This window comes from Pseudomonas sp. B16120, from assembly GCF_044218845.1.
Taxonomy (GTDB): Bacteria; Pseudomonadota; Gammaproteobacteria; order Pseudomonadales; family Pseudomonadaceae; genus Aquipseudomonas; species Aquipseudomonas paracarnis.
This window is the reverse complement of sequence record NZ_CP162588.1, coordinates 3273775-3290208: the sequence shown is the minus strand read 5'-3', so window position 1 is coordinate 3290208 and position 16434 is coordinate 3273775. Positions and strand designations below refer to the sequence as shown.

The 16434-nt window shown below is 55.4% G+C and carries 10 protein-coding genes and 1 pseudogene; 6 read left to right on the top strand and 5 right to left on the bottom strand.

Annotated elements, in window-relative coordinates:
- The first annotated feature begins 37 nt into the window (after nucleotides 1–37).
- The 4 genes and pseudogenes from AB4P90_RS15405 to AB4P90_RS15390 all read left to right on the top strand — a co-directional run bounded on the left by AB4P90_RS15405 (nucleotide 38) and on the right by AB4P90_RS15390 (nucleotide 3232).
- Nucleotides 38–226, top strand: a complete 189-nt coding sequence (locus AB4P90_RS15405) for a hypothetical protein (RefSeq protein ID WP_395605094.1) — start codon at nucleotides 38–40, stop codon at nucleotides 224–226.
- Between the two features lie 223 nt (nucleotides 227–449).
- Nucleotides 450–944 (top strand): hypothetical protein, encoded by a 495-nt coding sequence (locus AB4P90_RS15400; protein ID WP_343077714.1) that lies wholly within the window; start codon nucleotides 450–452, stop codon nucleotides 942–944.
- A gap of 328 nt (nucleotides 945–1272) precedes the next feature.
- Nucleotides 1273–3033 (top strand): annotated as a pseudogene (locus AB4P90_RS15395) (toxin C-terminal domain-containing protein); the annotation flags it as partial.
- A gap of 1 nt (nucleotide 3034) precedes the next feature.
- Nucleotides 3035–3232: a hypothetical protein gene (locus tag AB4P90_RS15390; RefSeq protein ID WP_032872340.1), complete on the top strand. Its 198-nt coding sequence runs from the start codon at nucleotides 3035–3037 to the stop codon at nucleotides 3230–3232.
- A 311-nt stretch (nucleotides 3233–3543) separates the two neighbouring features.
- Here the strand turns inward: AB4P90_RS15390 and AB4P90_RS15385 are convergent, their stop codons facing one another.
- The 4 genes from AB4P90_RS15385 to AB4P90_RS15370 are packed head-to-tail and all read right to left on the bottom strand — an operon-like array spanning nucleotide 3544 to nucleotide 8155.
- On the bottom strand, nucleotides 3544–3879 hold the full coding sequence (locus tag AB4P90_RS15385; protein WP_395605093.1) for an isochorismate lyase: 336 nt from the start codon (nucleotides 3877–3879) through the stop codon (nucleotides 3544–3546).
- A gap of 14 nt (nucleotides 3880–3893) precedes the next feature.
- A complete protein-coding gene (locus tag AB4P90_RS15380) occupies nucleotides 3894–5108 on the bottom strand; it encodes a histidine decarboxylase (protein WP_395605092.1) in 1215 nt (404 codons plus the stop codon).
- Nucleotides 5109–5147: 39 nt separating this feature from the next.
- Nucleotides 5148–6983, bottom strand: coding sequence for a (2,3-dihydroxybenzoyl)adenylate synthase (locus tag AB4P90_RS15375; protein ID WP_019817101.1), 1836 nt, complete (start codon nucleotides 6981–6983; stop codon nucleotides 5148–5150).
- Between the two features lie 26 nt (nucleotides 6984–7009).
- Nucleotides 7010–8155 (bottom strand): isochorismate synthase MenF, encoded by a 1146-nt coding sequence (locus AB4P90_RS15370; RefSeq protein ID WP_395605091.1) that lies wholly within the window; start codon nucleotides 8153–8155, stop codon nucleotides 7010–7012.
- A gap of 141 nt (nucleotides 8156–8296) precedes the next feature.
- Between AB4P90_RS15370 and AB4P90_RS15365 the strand changes: the two genes are divergently transcribed.
- Together AB4P90_RS15365 and basC are read left to right on the top strand one after the other, a co-directional pair.
- On the top strand, nucleotides 8297–12658 hold the full coding sequence (locus tag AB4P90_RS15365; protein WP_395605090.1) for an amino acid adenylation domain-containing protein: 4362 nt from the start codon (nucleotides 8297–8299) through the stop codon (nucleotides 12656–12658).
- A gap of 92 nt (nucleotides 12659–12750) precedes the next feature.
- Nucleotides 12751–14070, top strand: a complete 1320-nt coding sequence (basC, locus tag AB4P90_RS15360) for a putative histamine N-monooxygenase (protein ID WP_014718549.1) — start codon at nucleotides 12751–12753, stop codon at nucleotides 14068–14070.
- Between the two features lie 47 nt (nucleotides 14071–14117).
- Here the strand turns inward: basC and AB4P90_RS15355 are convergent, their stop codons facing one another.
- Nucleotides 14118–16283 (bottom strand): condensation domain-containing protein, encoded by a 2166-nt coding sequence (locus AB4P90_RS15355; RefSeq protein ID WP_395605089.1) that lies wholly within the window; start codon nucleotides 16281–16283, stop codon nucleotides 14118–14120.
- Nucleotides 16284–16434 lie beyond the last annotated feature (151 nt).

Here is a 16434-nt window from a genome sequence, read left to right as displayed (position 1 = left end):
ATTATCTGTGTTCGAGGTATTTATAAGTGAGGACGGTATGAGTTTTGAGCGAGTTAGAGATATACAGACAAAAGAAGATCTTGCGGATTTTGTTGGTGAGTTCAGAGAGGGGTTGGTGCTTAATCCAAATGACTGGGAAAATCCGGACTTAGAAAGGTTTTTAGCGGCAATGGAAGCCTGCGTTAGATCAATAGATATGTATGCAAAAAAACTCGGGCGACAATAAAGTTATTAGCCCTAGCTGGAGCACCTTTGCAAGGATTTTATGTGCGTCGAAAGTTTATGAGTAATTGTTTTGCATGGGCTTTACTCAACAACAGATCCCGCCGGTGTTGTTATATCTGTTTATTGCAAAATCTCCGCCCTTCACTGCTCGCTTTAGTCATGGCTTGGGGAAGTAAAAAGTGGACAGATTTATTAGGGTTGACGAGTTCTTTTAGATGTAACGAATGAGTCTCCGGAAAATAAATCTGTCCTCTTTTTTTTGTCCATTTTTTTCACTGAAAAATCAAAATGTAAAAGGCGCTGGGCCTGGTGTACAGCCGGATTGTCAGGGGGATATGCAATCCATAGGAAGTGATATGAACGGAATTGAAAAGCTATCGATCATTCCAGAATTTAATTTCTATAATTTGAATTATGTATTAAGTTTTAGCGTTCGGCAAGAGTATGAGGGAGAGAGCGTTTCGACATATGAAATAATGCTTGCCATGCTTTATAAGCTTGATCGTTTTGAATGTGACGTTGGCCTTAAGTTTGCGGGTGTGAGGTATTTTAAAGTTCCTGAAGTAAATGGCGATTTTTACTTGAGCGAGATTGAGTTGGAAAATGTTTCGGCAGACCAGCTTGAAGGCGTAAACTTTAGGTTTAAAGATTACGGAGGTTCTGGGTTTGAAGTGCTGTCTCGTGAGTTTTCCGTTTTAAGCTGTAAGCCTCGTGACTGAAGCCTCGAATTGAGTCAGCCCAGAAAAGCAAAACAAAAAGTGAGCGGACTGATTTTCAGGTTTGAGGGGGTATTTGAGATTCGGCAATGAAATTCTGAAAAATATTTTGCTTTGTATGTGAAGATCAAGTGTGCAGGTGTTTAAAGTGATCAAAAATAAAGTTCCTGATTGGACAGTGCGTGGAAAAACCATTTCTCAACTGATTGAGGAGTTGCAGTCATTTGAAGATCAAGATCTCATGTAAAAAAGGGGACAGATTTATTTATAGGTTTGACGAGTCCTTTTAGATATAAGGAATGAGTCTCTGGAAAATAAATCTGTCCCCTTTTTTCTCTATGCCGGCGACCGCCTGGGTTTCGCCAGTGGCAAAGACACCACCATCGGTGGAGCAAATCTGAGAGGCGATGAAGTGGTGGGGCGTGTGGGCGGCGACCTCAAGGTTTCGTCGGTCGCTGATACGGGCAAGGTCAAGGGCAAAGAGTTTGATATCAGCGTTACGGCCACCATCGGCCCGGGTGCGGGTGTCAGCGGCTCGGTCGGCTTTGGCAAGACCACAGGCAAAACGGACTGGGTCGAAGAGCAAACCCGTATCACCGGCAAAAATGCCGTCGATATCAGAACAGAGAACCATACCCAGATCGACGGAGCCGTCATCGCCGCTGACAACGGCAACCTGAAACTGGACACCGGCACCCTCGGCTTCAGCGATATCGCCGGGCAAGACAAAGAGCATGGGTACTACCTGAACGTAGGCGGCACCTATAAAGCCGGGAGCAGTGAAAGCAAAGGCAACACCGTACAAGACAGCAGCCAGGCGGGCAAAGGCAAGGAAGGTAAGACCGGTTGGAGCGTTGAGGGTTGGAACTACGAGAAAGAACGTGAACAGATTGTCCGCGCCACGGTGGGGGCAGGTGAAGTCGTTGTGCGCAAGGATGCTGAGACGGGAGGTGACTCTACGGCCGGGTTGAACCGGGATGTGGGTAAGGCCTATGAGATCACCAAGGATGATGAAAAACGAACGGATTTGTATGCGAGTAGTTCGTCCATTGATGCTGTGCTCAAACCTGGAGAAACGCTGAAGCAATGGTCTGATGGGCTACTCAATTACGATAAAACGGCGTTGGACAACTTCAACAAGGCCGCCGGGGCATTGCATGCATTAGTCAATCGAGTGGAAGTCATGCAGGGCCGTCCGATGGATGCTCGTGCAGAAGCCATGGCCGGCAAAGACTTGGCAGAAAGCACGCTTGAAGCCCTCATTCTCTCTGGTATGAGTCCTCGATCGGCAATGGCAAAAATGGGGGATCCCGAATTCATCGACAGCGTCCTGAGAAGTATGGCGTCGTTAAATGGGATCGAACCCCAGGTGCTTAGCGACGCGCAGAAGCTTGTTGAGTCGAGCACCTATAAACCCGACCCTCAGGCAGTGGTACTGGATACGTCGGAAGTCAACCCGACAGGGATTGAAGAACTTCAAGGTCTGATTCGTCAACTCGGGGAAATACAGGCTTATAAAAACAAACATCCTGAGAGTGTGGAAGCCATAGCCTATGTGTTGGCCGCGGCTCAAGGCCCGAAAGGGGTTGCTCAATTCATTGCGATGAAGGCTGTTGAGGGGACCGAGGCGGGGCAGGCGATCTCGAAGAATATAGACAAAGCGAATGCGTTCGTCGGAAAGAAAGTCGCTCAAATCATCGAAGGGACCGAGCTGAATCCGACGTATGACAGCGACAAATATCTGATTGGCGGTGGTGAGCTACTTTCCAGTATTTTATTTGGGGCGATGCCTGCTCGAAAAGGTAAGGGCGGTAAAGATTCCGAGGCAAATTCTCCTCGTCCTCTTGCCGAACCTGTCTATAGGACAAATAAGGAGGCCAAGCAGGCTGCAGAAGCGTTGGGGTATAAAAAAATCAACGAAACAGTTCATGATGGGCAGGCTGTTTTCAAACAGGGGAATTTGTATATCACTAGGGACCTTGACGGACATAACGGAGGAGCATGGAAAGCAGCTAAATCGGTTAAAGCGCTTGGCTCGAAAGATACGAGACTGGGTACTTTTGACGTGAATATGAAACGTATTGGTGATTGAAATGAAAAAAACTGAGATGCCGGATTGGATTACACGTGGGAAGACCATTTCTGAATTAATTGAAGAATTACGCTCATTTGAGGATCAAACTCTTATGGTTGAGATTTCAGTTGACGGTGGCGTAAGTAAAAAGCCAATCAGCTTGGTTGGGAAGGAAGATGGTGTCTGTGTTTTATTTAATTGCGAGTCGGATTTTTAACGCGGGCTATGGTAGTGCCGGGGGGCGTAGAGCAGAATAGATGGGGCTGCGGTGACTCTACCCGACACTGCGGCCAATCGAATTACGGGCAAGGTCAAATGCAAAGAATTCGATATCAGCATTATGGCGAAACAAAAAGGGGACAGATTTGAATGGCACTTAATTAACAGCTAACAGGCTGATCTGATTACAAAAAAATGAAGAAAAGGCCGCCCTTGGTCTACGGTGATAGTTGTGAACACACACCACTCGAACAAGGACAGCCCGCGTGAATCGCAGACCTCAAGTCGTCAGGCATCCACCCGCCATCGTCATGACTTGGCCTGCGCCGAGTACGTTGGTTGTGGGGTGGCCCGCCAATGCAGGATTTGCTGTTGAATATTCCAGTGAATAATCTGCTCGTAGAGCTTCTCGACGAAAGCGACATCAAGTTCGGCTTCTACCGCCCATAGTCGCCGCTCCTCAAGCATGGCCGCGACGCGTTCAGGTGCTGGAATGTCCTGTTCGTTGGCTTTGAACTGCGCCGCAGCCTTTACGTAACGCAGGCGTTTTTGTAGCGAGTCAAGGATCTGGCGGTCAAAAAAGTCGATGCCCGCTCGAATGTCATTGAGGTTCTCGCAGGCTTGTGGCGGTTTTAGCGGCAGCATGAGGCTGGTCTCTTTCAATAATGGGTACGCAAGTTGAATGACGCCGCGGGCAATCGCTCGACGACCGTTTGTTCAGTGAATGCTCGCTTGGATCGAAGGGTATTCAGTTGAGCTTCGGCAACCACTTCGTCGATCAAGGCGTCGATCATGCTGCAGTCGTGATGATGAGGTGTGGTGATCAGGTGTGCCGAATTACCGGAGGTGGCCAGGCAATATTTCGTCGCAATTCTTTCTGATGGGCAAGGGAACACGACGGTGATGGAGTTTTCGTTGCGCCAGGCATCAATGCCCGAGGCCTGGAAGCGGTCGACGGCGTACTGTGCCGTGTCCAGGCTGTGTTTGATTCGATGGCGCCATTCAGCCAATGAGTAGCTGCGCAGTGCCGCCCACATCATCAGGGGGGTGTGGCCGTTGCGCGAGCCGCTGATGGTCTTGTCATGGGCGCGGATATAGTCCACTTCCACTGAAATGCGCGCGACGTTTTTGCGTTTGGCCACGACAATTCCGCAAGGAATGGGCGAGCCGATCATCTTGTGGCCGGAGACGCAGATCGAGTCGATGCCGTCGGCAAACGAGAAGGGTTGTGGGTGATCGACGAAGGGCAGGATCATCCCGCTCAGGGCCGCATCAGCGTGCAGGTAGTAGTCGTGGCGGGCAATGCCTGCCTGTTGCAGGCGTTGCTGGATGGTCTCGATATTATCCACGGCTCCACGCATCGTTGTGCCGATGTTGGCGAAGATGATGGGGTGACGCTCCTGGTCGGCGGTTATTTTTACCATCAGGTCGTCGTAGTCGATTTCGCCATTGGGCAACGATTCGACCGCACGGCATTTGATCCGCAATAATTTGACGATCTTTGCCACGGAGTAGTGGGTGTCTTTCGAGTAGTACAGGGTGCCGTCCGGAAACAGTTCGCGTCCCAGGTAGCAGCCAAACATGTTGCCTTCCGTCCCGCCATTGGTGACGTAACCCCAACTGTCTTCAAGGGCAATGTTGAACAGCTCGGCAAAATACGTCATGACGTCTTTTTCAAAATCGAACGAGTTCAACAGGTAGTTGCTGTACTCGTTCCAGTCCCCGCAGTTGTTAATCGAAAATTGCAAGAAACGGTGCAGCTGGGAGTAATCAAAGTCGGCTGATTCGGGATACCCGATGTTGAAATACTGATGTGTCACGCAGTGCTGCCAGAAGCCTTCAAGCTTGCGTTGGTCGGCAGGGGATAAAGTCATGTCTAACTCCTTTTAAAACGACTGGGTGACGCCGCCCGGTCAGGCGGCTATCTGCCTCGCGTCTACCAATGACCACCAGCTGCTGAGCGTGGGCGAATCCGCCAGTTCTTCGAAGCTGACGGCAATGCCACGCTCCTTGAGTTCGGCAGCGAGTCTCATCACTTGCAAGGAGTCGAGGCCATAGAAAATCAGGTTTTCCTCGGGGTCCAGGTCTTCACAGTCCTCGACGAGTTGCCGCACGCGAGTCTGCAACCAGGCGCGGGTGGTTTCCGCTGCCAGAAGCTGACGCAGATGCTTCTTGTCAATCTTGCCCACGGGGGTCAGCGGCATGGTTTCGATTAACCGGATGCGGTCGGGCAGTTTGTATTCGGCGATGCCGAGTTCCATCAGGTGACGTCTGAGCGCGGGCGGCTTCAGGCTCGGGTTGCGTGAGACGACGAACGCGCAGCTTTTTTCTCCCAGCCTGTCATCGGGCATGGCCACCAAGCCCGCGTGAGTCACATCAGGATGGAGGACGATGAGGTTTTCGATTTCCTCCGAGGCGACTTTTTCACCGCCACGGTTGATCTGGTCCTTGACCCTGCCGACCACGCGCAAATCGCCGCTGGGCATGAGTTGGACGAGGTCGCCGGAGTAGTAGTACCCCTCGTTATCGAACGCCTGGGCATTTTGTTCGGGGCTTTGGTAGTACCCGCAAAAAGTGTAAGGGCCACGTGTGGCGAGCATGCCAGGTTCTCCGTCCGGGACGGGGAGGCCTTGTTCGTCAACGATTTTGATTTCATCGTCGGGGCTGATCGGACGGCCCTGGGTAGTAAAAATCTGTTCGTCGGAGTCATTTAGCCGGGTGTAGTTGATCAGGCCTTCGGCCATCCCGAATACCTGTTGCAGCTTACAACCGAGCACGCCGGGCACCTGGCGTGCCAGCGAGTCGGCAAAACAGGCGCCACCGACCTGGAGGAACTCAAGCGATTGCAGTTGTTCTTTATGCTCCGGCGCTGCCTGCAGCCACAAGGCGACTGCACTTGGCACCAAGGCCACAGTATTGACTTCTTGGCGCTGGATGATCGAAAAACAGGTCAAGGGCTCCGGGCTGGGCGCCATGATGATGCAGCCGCCAGCATGTAGAACACCGAGGGCGCCGGGGGAGCTGAGCAAGAAGTTATGGGCGGCAGGTAGCGCGCATAGAAAGCGCGTGCGTGGCGTAAGTTCGCATACTTGCGCGCTTGCCCTGGCGTTGTAGTAATAGTCGTTGTGAGTGCGGGGGATGAGTTTGGGGGTGCCCGTGCTGCCGCCTGACAGTTGGAACAATGCGACCTCGCCGGGCCCCGAGGGGGAGACGTTCACGTTGCTCTCGCTCGGCGTATTGATCCAGTCGGCGAGGTTGTTTTCGTGACGTTGCTCGCCCAACAGCAAGATGATGTCTGGACTTGAACCCACCTCCTTGAAGTCGGCGATATAGCTGTCGTCACGGAAGACTTCATGTTCGCGGGAGGCAATCAACAACGTTGGCGCGATTTGTTTGGCGTAACTCTTGAGTTCAAGTTTGCGATGGCTGTAGAGCGCGTTGAGGGGTGCGATTCCTGACTTGAGCAGGGCAAAAAGGACAATGTAAAACTCCGCGATATTGGGCAACTGCACCAGTGCAGTGTCACCGTTGCCAAGCCCGCTGGCGGCCAGTCGCGAGGCCAGGTTGGAAGACAATTGGTCCAACTCGGCATAGCTGAAGTGGCGATCGCCGCAAATAATCGCGGGGGCGTCGGGTTGCGACTGGCTGCGTTCCTGAAGGAGGTGGGTGAGCGGTTTGTCGAGCCAATAGCCTTTGTCCCGATAACGCTGTGCGCTTTCCAGAGGCCAGTGGTTAAATTCAATAGTCATAGTATTCACGTGTGAAAAAATTCGAGTTAGTGGGCCAATCCGCAGGCGCGCAGCATGGTGCCAAGCTTGGTCTGGACTTCTGCCCATTCGGAGTCGGGGCTTGAGGCTTCAACGATGCCTGCGCCGGCGAACAGGCGGACCTTGTTTCGCCTGACCGTGCCGCAACGAATCGTTACGACCCATTCGCCATTGCCCTGGGCATCGCACCAACCCACCATGCCGGTGAACAGGCCGCGCTCGAAGGGTTCGACGAAGCGAATCAGGCGCCGGGCGCGCTCGGTGGGGAAGCCGCACACAGCCGGTGTGGGGTGCAAGCGGCAGGCAAGCTGCAAGGCCGATACAGCCGGGTCTGCCAGCGTACCTTCGATGCGGGTCGAGAGGTGCCAGAGCGCGGGCGTGCTGATGAGGGAGGGGCGTTGCGGCACATTCAGCTGCGTGCACAGTTTCCCCAGTTGGCTGACGATGTCCTGGGTCACGAACCCGTGTTCGTAGTGATCTTTTTCCGATGTCAGCAACCAGTCTGCATTGCGCCGGTCGGCTTCTGGATCGGCCAGGCGCTTGGCTGACCCTGCCAGCGGGTTGGACAGAAAGCTCAGGCCTTCCTTGCGGACCAGAAGTTCGGGACTGACACCGATCAGCGTGGTGCCATCAGGCATTGGCACACGGAAGTGGTAGCCGCTCGGGTTCTGGGCTTTCAGGTTGTGCTGCAGGGCACTCACATCCACATCGTTTGCAAATATCAGCTCGCGTTGAACCGAGAGCACAGCCTTGCGTACGTCGCTGTGGCGGAAGTTGACGACGGCGTGTTCCACCGCCCGTTTGAAGGCCTGTTCGTCCGGAATGTTTTTCTGTTCGATCAACTCAGGCAGCGTCGACATACCCGTTTTCGCGTGGATGTCTCGGGTCCGCCATTGCGCGTGTTCGGGAATGTAGAGGCAGGAAGGTTCAGCAGGGTCGAAAGGGATGGCGCCAACGATGATTGGGTTGCTCTGGCCAGCTTCGCGCGCCCGATCAAGCGCTTGCGCAATTGTCTGCTGGAACAGGCTATTGGCGTCATCGCCGCCAATGGCAGGTGTTTCAATTCTCTGCAGCATCCCGGTGACCGCTAACTCGCGATCGCCGGATGTGAACGAAAAACTACGTTGTACCTCTGCGAGTTGCACCTCTTCCATCTCGGTCGTTCTTAGGGTGCCCGTTCTCATTTGGGGGAAGCCTCCGTGGCCTAGGGATAAAAAGAAATCTTGAAATAGAATCATTATCGTTTCTAATATGTGATGCTAATCATTACGATTTGTCAATCACATGAGTGAGCCATGAGAGAGTTAACTTCAATGCAAGCCGCCTGTTGGATCGGGCGGACTGCTCATGCGTTTTTAGGGAAAGTTTCAGCTCATCTGTATGCCGAATTCGATGGCCATTGCATTGAGCTGGAGCGGCTGCGCAAGGCACTTGAGCAGGTATGTCGGCTGCACCCCATGCTGCGAGTCAGGCTGAATGCAGAAGGGCTTCAATCCATTGCTGCGATGGACCAGTCACCGCTATTGGAGGTGGAGGATTTACGTTCGATAAGTGAAGAGGAGGTTGCGCAGCGCCTGCTCTGCAAGCGTGAGGAATGGACTCATCAGCAGCTTGATCTGTGTCAAGGGCCCGCAGCACGGTTTTGTGTGAGCCTGCTGGCCAATGATGCGTTTCGGCTGCATGTCGATACGGACATGATCGCCATTGACCCATCCAGTTTTCGCACGTTGATAGAAGACCTGGCAGAGCTCTATGAACATCCAGAGGCCGCTCTGCCACACACGCCATCGTTCTTCGACTGGTATGACAAAGCGCGCACCGATAGCGCACTTAAAACGGCCCGCGACCGGGACCGTCGCTGGTGGCGCGAGCGTCTGCCTGATATCGCGCCGGCGCCGACGTTACCTTTTCTTGAAACCCCGCCTGACCAGCCGCACAGCGATCGACTCAGCACATGGCTGGGTCCAGAAGAGCGCCAGGCGTTACAGCGTCTCGCCCGCGAACGCAGAATAACGCTGTCTACCTTGATGATGGGGGTGTTTGCAGCGGCCCTCGGCGCCCAAACGGGAGACAAGCGATTTCGCCTCAATGTCCCTACGTTCTGGCGACCTGCGCTGGTGGGCGAGGTTGAGCGGATCGTCGGCGATTTTGCCAACATGCTGATTCTGGATATCGATCTGGAGGCGGCCCGGAGCCTGGCCGAGCTGTGCAGGCAACTGGCAGGCAATATGGTGGATTTGCTCGAGCATTGCGCTTATCCCGGGGTGAACCTGATGCGCGACCTGTCGCGTCATCATGGCGCTGCGCAACTGGCCCCTGTTGTGTTTACCGCCGGGCTGGATCTGTCTGGCGCAGACCTTCTTTCTGAGCGGGTGCGGCGAGTGTTGGGCCCCATGAACTGGGTGGTTTCCCAAGGGCCTCAGGTTGCGCTAGACGCGCAGGTTGTCTGCGCCGACGGCGGCATCTTGATCAATTGGGATATCCGTCTGGATGCGTTACCACCCGCCTGGGTGTCGGAGTTTTTCGACCGTTTCGTGCTGATGGCGCGCGAGGTGGCCGCTTGCTCCGCTGTTCTGGACCAGCCACTCTCCCAGCCAGCGGTTGTCGCAAAACCACTGACCGCTTTACAGCAGGCTTATTTGCTTGGGCGCAGCGCGCAGATGCCGCTGGGTGGTGTGGCCATGCAAGAGTTTCGCGAGTACCGCGGCGCTATGGATCCGGCACTGCTGCGGAGCCGGCTGGTCGAGATGGTCCAGCGCCACGAAAGCCTGAGAGTACGCATCGACGCGCAGAAACTCGTGCAGTTCGTCAGCGATGAGGTGCAGTTGAACCTGGACGAAGTCGACCTTACGACCTTATCGCCAGAAGAGGCGCTCAACTACGTCGAGGCGCGCCGCGAGGCGTATGCGCATGCGTTGTTCGAGCTGGACCGTTCGCCCTGGAACGTCACGATCTTCAAGCTTCCGGAGGGCCAGTTGAGCGTCTTCGTACGCCTCGACGCCTTGATTCTCGATGGGCGCTCAATCGCCACCCTCATGGTCGAGCTGTTCGACGGCACAACTGGCGAGGAGTCGTTCCCGCAGACGGCATCCGAGCCAGAGGATTTGGACAGTAAGCGCAAGGCAGATTCCGTTTATTGGAAAGCCAAGCTTGCTGCGGTCAGCGGGGCACCGCGGCTGCCGTGGATCACTGCGCTGGATCGGGTGGGCGCTTCACGCTACGAGCGACAGAGCCTGCTGATCCCCAAGCCGACGTTCGGCGCCTATTGCAAGTTGGGCGCGCGGCAGCGGCTGTTTAAAAACACCACGCTAATGGCATTGGTGCTCGAAGTGCTCTCGCACTGGCTCGATGAGGGTGGTTTGTGTGTTGCGGTGCCTGTTGCCCCGCAAACGGTCGGTGCCTTTGCGAATCGCTCAAGCTTTATCGCGATCAATTGGAGCGACGAGCCAGATGGTTTTGCCGAACGCGCTGCCAAGCTGCAAGTAGATGTGCTGGAAGGGTTGCAGCACCTGAGCTTTTCAGGGGTGGACCTTGCTCGTTTGCTGTTCGAGTCCCATGGTCCCGGCCCGGTGCTTCCGGTGGTGATCACCAACGGGTTTTCCTGGCCAGTCTCGGCGCAGGGCAGCCCGATGAGCCTGCACGGCGGTCTGACCCAGACGCCACAGGTGGCGATGGATATTCGCTTCTCGGCCAATGCCGACGGCGAATTGGTGTTCGATATCGACTATGCACGCGCAGTGCTGGAGCCGGAGCTTGTCAGCGCCGTTTTGAACGCAATCGAAAAAGCGGTCGACCAAGCCACCACAAGCGGGGTTTTGGCCGTTGATGCCAAGGCGATAATCGAAAAAGGCCACTACCGTTTCAATAGTCGGGTCACTGAAGCGTGCCGCGAAGGGTTTCTCGACAGGATCGCGACCAACATCTTTGATCGGAGCAATACCAAAACTGCTCTTGTCAGTGGTGATCGGCTAATCAGCTATGCCGAACTCGGCCACAGCGTGTGCTGCATCATCGGGGCATTGAAAGCGCGCGGATTATCACGTGGGCAAGTCGTCGCCATCTGCCTGCCTCGCAGCCCGGAACATACGATGGTGACGTTGGCGTGTGCTCTGACAGGCGTAATCTGGGTTCCCATCGACGTTTCAGCGCCGGCCGAGCGGTTGCGTTACCTGCTGGAAAACTGTCAGCCCGATCTTGTGGTGATTGCCCAGCATGAGTCTGTCGGCTCAGTCACGGCTACACCGGCGGAACTCTTGGCTGTGCAGACCCAGGCGATGCCCGTGCTGGATGACCTGTCGTTAAGCGACGCCCCGGCCTATTACCTTTATACCTCGGGCACCACTGGTAAACCCAAATGCGTGGCTCTGAACAACCGAGCCACCGCCAATGTCGTCGGCAGCACCCTTGAACGTTGGGCTGTCACCGAGCGCGATGTGTTCATGTCCGTGACTCCACTTCACCATGACATGTCGGTGTTTGACGTTTTCGGATGCCTGACGGCAGGGGCAACACTGGTGCTTACCGGGGGTGGCGAGGAAAAGGACGCCGTACGCTGGAACCAGTTGATCGCCCAACATCAGGTGACGTTGTGGTGCTCTGTGCCCGCTATTTTGGAAATGCTCCTTTCATGCCGCACCAGCCATGATTTGAAGAGCCTGCGTTTGATTGCTCAGGGCGGTGATTACATCAAGCCGGCCGTGATCGCCGAGTTGCGTGAACTGCTGCCGTCATCTCGGTTGATTTCCCTGGGTGGGCCGACGGAGACCACCATCTGGAGTATCTGGCATGAAATTACGGACGATGACCGTGCGCTGATTCCTTATGGAAGGCCCTTGCCCGGAAATAGCTACTTCGTCCTAGACCCAGGAGGCGAGCATTGCCCGGCAGGCGTAGTTGGCCGAATTCACACCGCCGGCGTCAATCTCGCGCTGGGGTACCTCGAAAACGGCGAGTTGGCTCAAAGCGAGTTCGTGACCGTCACTGATGAACATGGCCAAGCCGTTCGGGCGTTCCGGACCGGTGACTGTGGGCGTTACCGCCGCGACGGTACCTTGATCTTCGACAGTCGGGTAAATGGCTACGTGAAAGTTCGCGGTGTGCGGGTATCGCTTCCGGATATCGAGATAGCGCTGATCAATCATCCGTCGCTCAGGCACGTGTTGGTCGTGGATTACGGCGAGCAGCGCCAAGGCGAGGTCTGCATTGGCGCTTTGTATGTCTGTCAGCAGGGCGGCGAAGAGCCGACCACCACCGAACTCCGCAACTTCGCCCGTCAGCACCTGCCGCACTCCCATGTGCCCACGCGTTTGCTCAGGGTGGACGCGTTGCCGCTGTCGCAGAACGGCAAGCCTGATCGTCAACGGGCCCGCAGCCTGCTTACGGCTTCGGTAAATGACGCAAGTGAGCCCGCTGCGATGAGGCGCTCGACCCCACGCAACAAGGTATTGGATATCTACTTGAGCGTACTGGGGCGACCGCTGGCGGATGGGGCGAATGCCAGCGTGGACTTTATTAGCCTTGGGCTACGGCCCCAGCATTTGAAGGCGATTTCGGCGCGGGTCCAAGAGGATTTCTCGGTGCGCCTTTCGCCAGGGCAGCTCCTGCGCTGTCGCAATGCACAAGACGTTGAACGCCTGCTCATGGCTGAGGGTTCCTGAGCGTGTAACGGATGTTGATATAAGCGCGGTGGTGCGCCTGCGCGCACGTCAACTGCAATAACCAAACAGTTGGGCCTAGGGAGATGGATTGGATGATGGATGTACAAAGTGTTGATATTACCGGCGTTGGCATTGGCCCCTTTAATCTGGGTTTGGCCGCGTTACTGTCCAAGCATCCTGGCGTGACCGGTGTATTCCTTGACCGGAAAGCGGAATTTCGCTGGCATGAAGGGCTTTTGTTACCAGGCACAACGCTTCAGGTTCCGTTTCTGGCCGACCTGGTGACGATGGCGGATCCCACCCATCAGCTCAGTTATCTGAACTACCTGCATCAGCACGATCGCCTGTACCCGTTCTACTATTACGAAAACTTTCAGGTGCCTCGCCGTGAATACGATCACTACTGCCGCTGGGCGTCGCAGCAGCTGCCAGCCTGCCATTTCGGCGAGGAGATCTGTGATGTGACGTATGACGCCAACGCTGGCCAGTTTCTGGTAGAGAGCCAATCAGTGTCAGGCTTCAAGCGCTATTATCACAGTCGGGACCTGGCGATTGGTGTCGGTACGGCGCCTGTGTTGCCCCAGTGGGCACAGGTCAAGAGCACCGCGCCGGTGATGCACTCGGCGGAGTTCGGCAAGCGTCAGCAACAGTTGTCGAAATGCCAGCGGGTCACGGTCATTGGCTCCGGCCAAAGTGCGGCCGAATGTGTGTTGGCCTTGTTCAGCGAGTTGACACCCGAGCGGATTGCAGCAGGGGCGTCGATTCGCTGGATCACACGCTCAGCGGGTTTTCATCCCATGGAGTATTCGAAACTGGGGCAGGAGTGTTTTACGCCGTCCTACATGGAGTACTTCCACAGCATTCCGAGGGAGCGACGCCGTGCCATCGTTGCAGGGCAAGGGCTGCTGTACAAAGGCATTAGCTTCTCGACCATCGCTGATATCTACGACCTGATCTATGAACGCTCGATTGGCGGCAGTGATCCGGGCCTGACGTTGCTATCCAATTGCGAGGTGCAGGCCGTGGAAGAGATTGATGGCATGCTGAAAATCGCTTACCGGCACCGTGAATTGAACCAGACCGGCACTCTTGAAGCTGATGCCATTGTGGCGGCGACAGGCTACGGGCATACATGGCCGCAGTGGTTTGAAAGGCTCAAGGGCGTGGTGCTTGAAACCGATGAGTATGGTGACTGTATCGTCCAGGACGATTTCACCGCACGCCGCTGCGATGCAGGCACGGGCCGTGTCTTCGTGCAGAATGCGGAGATCTTCCAGCATGGTGTTGGTTCGCCGGACTTGGGGATTGCGGCGATTCGCAATGCAACGATTATCAACCAGTTGCTTGGCCAGCCTTACTACCGCTTGCCCAAACGGTCATCGTTCCAGCGATACGGGATGCATGAAGCGTAGAGCCGAGGGTTGAGGGTCTTGGTAGCATTACCAAGACCCTGATCAGGTTATAGGTGGATATGGTTAAGGGCGGTGCGGGCTGCGTCGGGCGTCGTAAACAGCGCGAACACCTGATCTATGGTCGTGCTCAGGCGCGCCATCTGTGCTGCGCTGTAGCGGTCCGAACGGTAAGTAATGACCAGGCGCAGCGAGCGTTTGCCGTCGATCGTGTTCTCCATGATTTCGAACTGAATACCGAACATCGATTGGTTCTTGTCCGGGTCAATCTGCCGGTAGCGGATCGTCCCGGCGTCCGGTGTGCTCAGGGTGCCATTCAAGGCGTTGTTGGCGTGTATTTGAATGTACACGTCGAACAGCAGGCCGTCTGCGGGCGTCATGCCGAGGGCCTGTTGGATCTGCTCCATCGGAATATCGGCATAAGCCATGGAATCATTGATCAGGCGAGTGGTGTTTTCAATCAGTGCGCCAACGGCCTGCTGGGGATCGAACTGCACCCGATGCGCCACCATCGTGGTGAAGTAACCGACCGTTTCATAAAACCCTGGGTCGGTGCGGCCGGAGGCGGACGTGCCGATCACAAGGTCTTTCAAATTACCGAGTTTATGCAGGGATAACGCAATCGCCGTATAGACCACACCGAACAGCGAAGCGTTATTCCGTCTGGCGAAGGCATACAGGTTATCGGTGAGCGCCTGGTCGGGTTTGATTTCGAACCATTGCGCGTTCGTCGACACTTCGCTGGCCGGCACGCTGGCCTGATAGTCAGGGGAGGGCAGTGCCAGGCCCTGGGTTGCGCCGCGCAACATGTTCGTCCAGTAGTCGAGATGCTGTTGATTGATGCCAGTGGCCTGTTGTCGTAGGGCGAACTCATGGAATGACGGTGCAGGCGCTGACCAGGTGGGTGCTTTGTCTGCTGCACGGGCGAGGTAGGCCTGAGCCAGTTCCTCCATCATCACGTTGAGTGACCATTCATCAATGGCCATGTGGTGGATCAGCAATGACAGGGTTTGGCGTTGGCGTTGCGGGTCGTAAATGAAGCGAACCCGTAGGGGTAGCTCGCGGGTCAGGTCGAACTGATAGGTGGCTTCGCTTTTGAGCGTTGCACCCCGGCTTTCCTGGCTTGGCCAGAACCACTTGTATTCGGACAGCTGCTCGAACGGCACGATCTGCTGGTACGCCTCAGAGCCCTCGAAGTGGAAGGTTGAACGCAGGCTGGCGTGACGCTTTAGCAGGTCACGGAAAGCTTGCTCGAACAGTGCTTCATCCACCTGGTCGAGGAAGTCCAGGGCAAAGGGCAGGTTGAAAATTGTCCCGAACTCAAAGGCTGCGTAAGCCCGCCCAAGGGAGGCTTGGGCCAGCGCGAAAGGTGCCCTCTGTACGTCTTGCTGGCGGTCCATGGCAACAGCAGTTGCATCGTTTTGCTCGATGACATGGGCGTGTGCAGCCAAGGCGGCGGCCGACGGCGCGCTGAAAAAATCATTGAACTGGACTTCAATGCCATGGCCGCTCAGCAGCTTGCCAATGATGCGTGTGGCCAGTAGCGAATGACCGCCGAAATCAAAGAAATCATCAGTGAGTTGCATGTCAGGCTCTACCAGGGCCGCTCGAAACTCATCAAGAATAATCGACGCAACGTCGTCGTTGGCCGCAGGCTGGGCGGTGGGCGCACTGATGGGTGACGATAGCGCTTCACCATTCGCCAAGCCGTGCAACCAAGGCGTATTGCTGGCCGAGTGGCCGATATAGGCGCTCAATACCTGGTGATACAAATGGTCTTCCTGGCAACTCTGATCGAGGACCTGATGGAGTATGAAGCCAAGGATAGTGTCTTGCCCGGTTTGGATAATCAACGCCTTGAATGGCGGCTGGCTTTGCGCGTCCCAGGGTGCCATTTGCTGCGCGCGCAAATGCTCGGTGGCCTCTACGTCCGAGTGTAGATGCACGAGTTCAAAGCAGGACTGCCAGTCAGCGGCGTGCACTTTGTGCACTTCACCATCGTCGTTGAACAGGTAGCGCGCATTCAGATCGGGGAGTGTTTCGATAACGCTCCTGATCGCTGACGTAAGTCGTGAAAGGTCAATGTCGGCGTCGAATCGCCAGGCGCTGAAGTGCTTGAGCACGCGTTCGGGATATTGCTGCTGCAAGAGCCAGAAATGCTCTTCGTTATCAGTGACAGACAGTTTCGGTAACGAGTCTGGATTGAGTTCCATCATGGAAATTTCCCGCCTTATCAAACTGAATAGTAAGAAGTAGAGAGGGCACCGCAGTGCCGACAGGCCGATCCTCGGTCTGCTGCAACGCTCAGAAATCCAGGCGCAAGAGAAGGTGCAAGCAACTCACATTTGCAGGGGGTCAATGAACGCC

Bases quoted from the DNA above. Each gene is read 5' to 3' on its own strand.
- AB4P90_RS15405 (WP_395605094.1), top strand. From the start codon at position 38: ATGAGTTTTGAGCGAGTTAGAGATATACAGACAAAAGAAGATCTTGCG.
- AB4P90_RS15400 (WP_343077714.1), top strand. From the start codon at position 450: ATGAGTCTCCGGAAAATAAATCTGTCCTCTTTTTTTTGTCCATTTTTT.
- AB4P90_RS15390 (WP_032872340.1), top strand. From the start codon at position 3,035: ATGAAAAAAACTGAGATGCCGGATTGGATTACACGTGGGAAGACCATT.
- AB4P90_RS15385 (WP_395605093.1), bottom strand. From the start codon at position 3,879: ATGCTGCCGCTAAAACCGCCACAAGCCTGCGAGAACCTCAATGACATT.
- AB4P90_RS15380 (WP_395605092.1), bottom strand. From the start codon at position 5,108: ATGACTTTATCCCCTGCCGACCAACGCAAGCTTGAAGGCTTCTGGCAG.
- AB4P90_RS15375 (WP_019817101.1), bottom strand. From the start codon at position 6,983: ATGACTATTGAATTTAACCACTGGCCTCTGGAAAGCGCACAGCGTTAT.
- AB4P90_RS15370 (WP_395605091.1), bottom strand. From the start codon at position 8,155: ATGGAAGAGGTGCAACTCGCAGAGGTACAACGTAGTTTTTCGTTCACA.
- AB4P90_RS15365 (WP_395605090.1), top strand. From the start codon at position 8,297: ATGAGAGAGTTAACTTCAATGCAAGCCGCCTGTTGGATCGGGCGGACT.
- basC (WP_014718549.1), top strand. From the start codon at position 12,751: ATGATGGATGTACAAAGTGTTGATATTACCGGCGTTGGCATTGGCCCC.
- AB4P90_RS15355 (WP_395605089.1), bottom strand. From the start codon at position 16,283: ATGATGGAACTCAATCCAGACTCGTTACCGAAACTGTCTGTCACTGAT.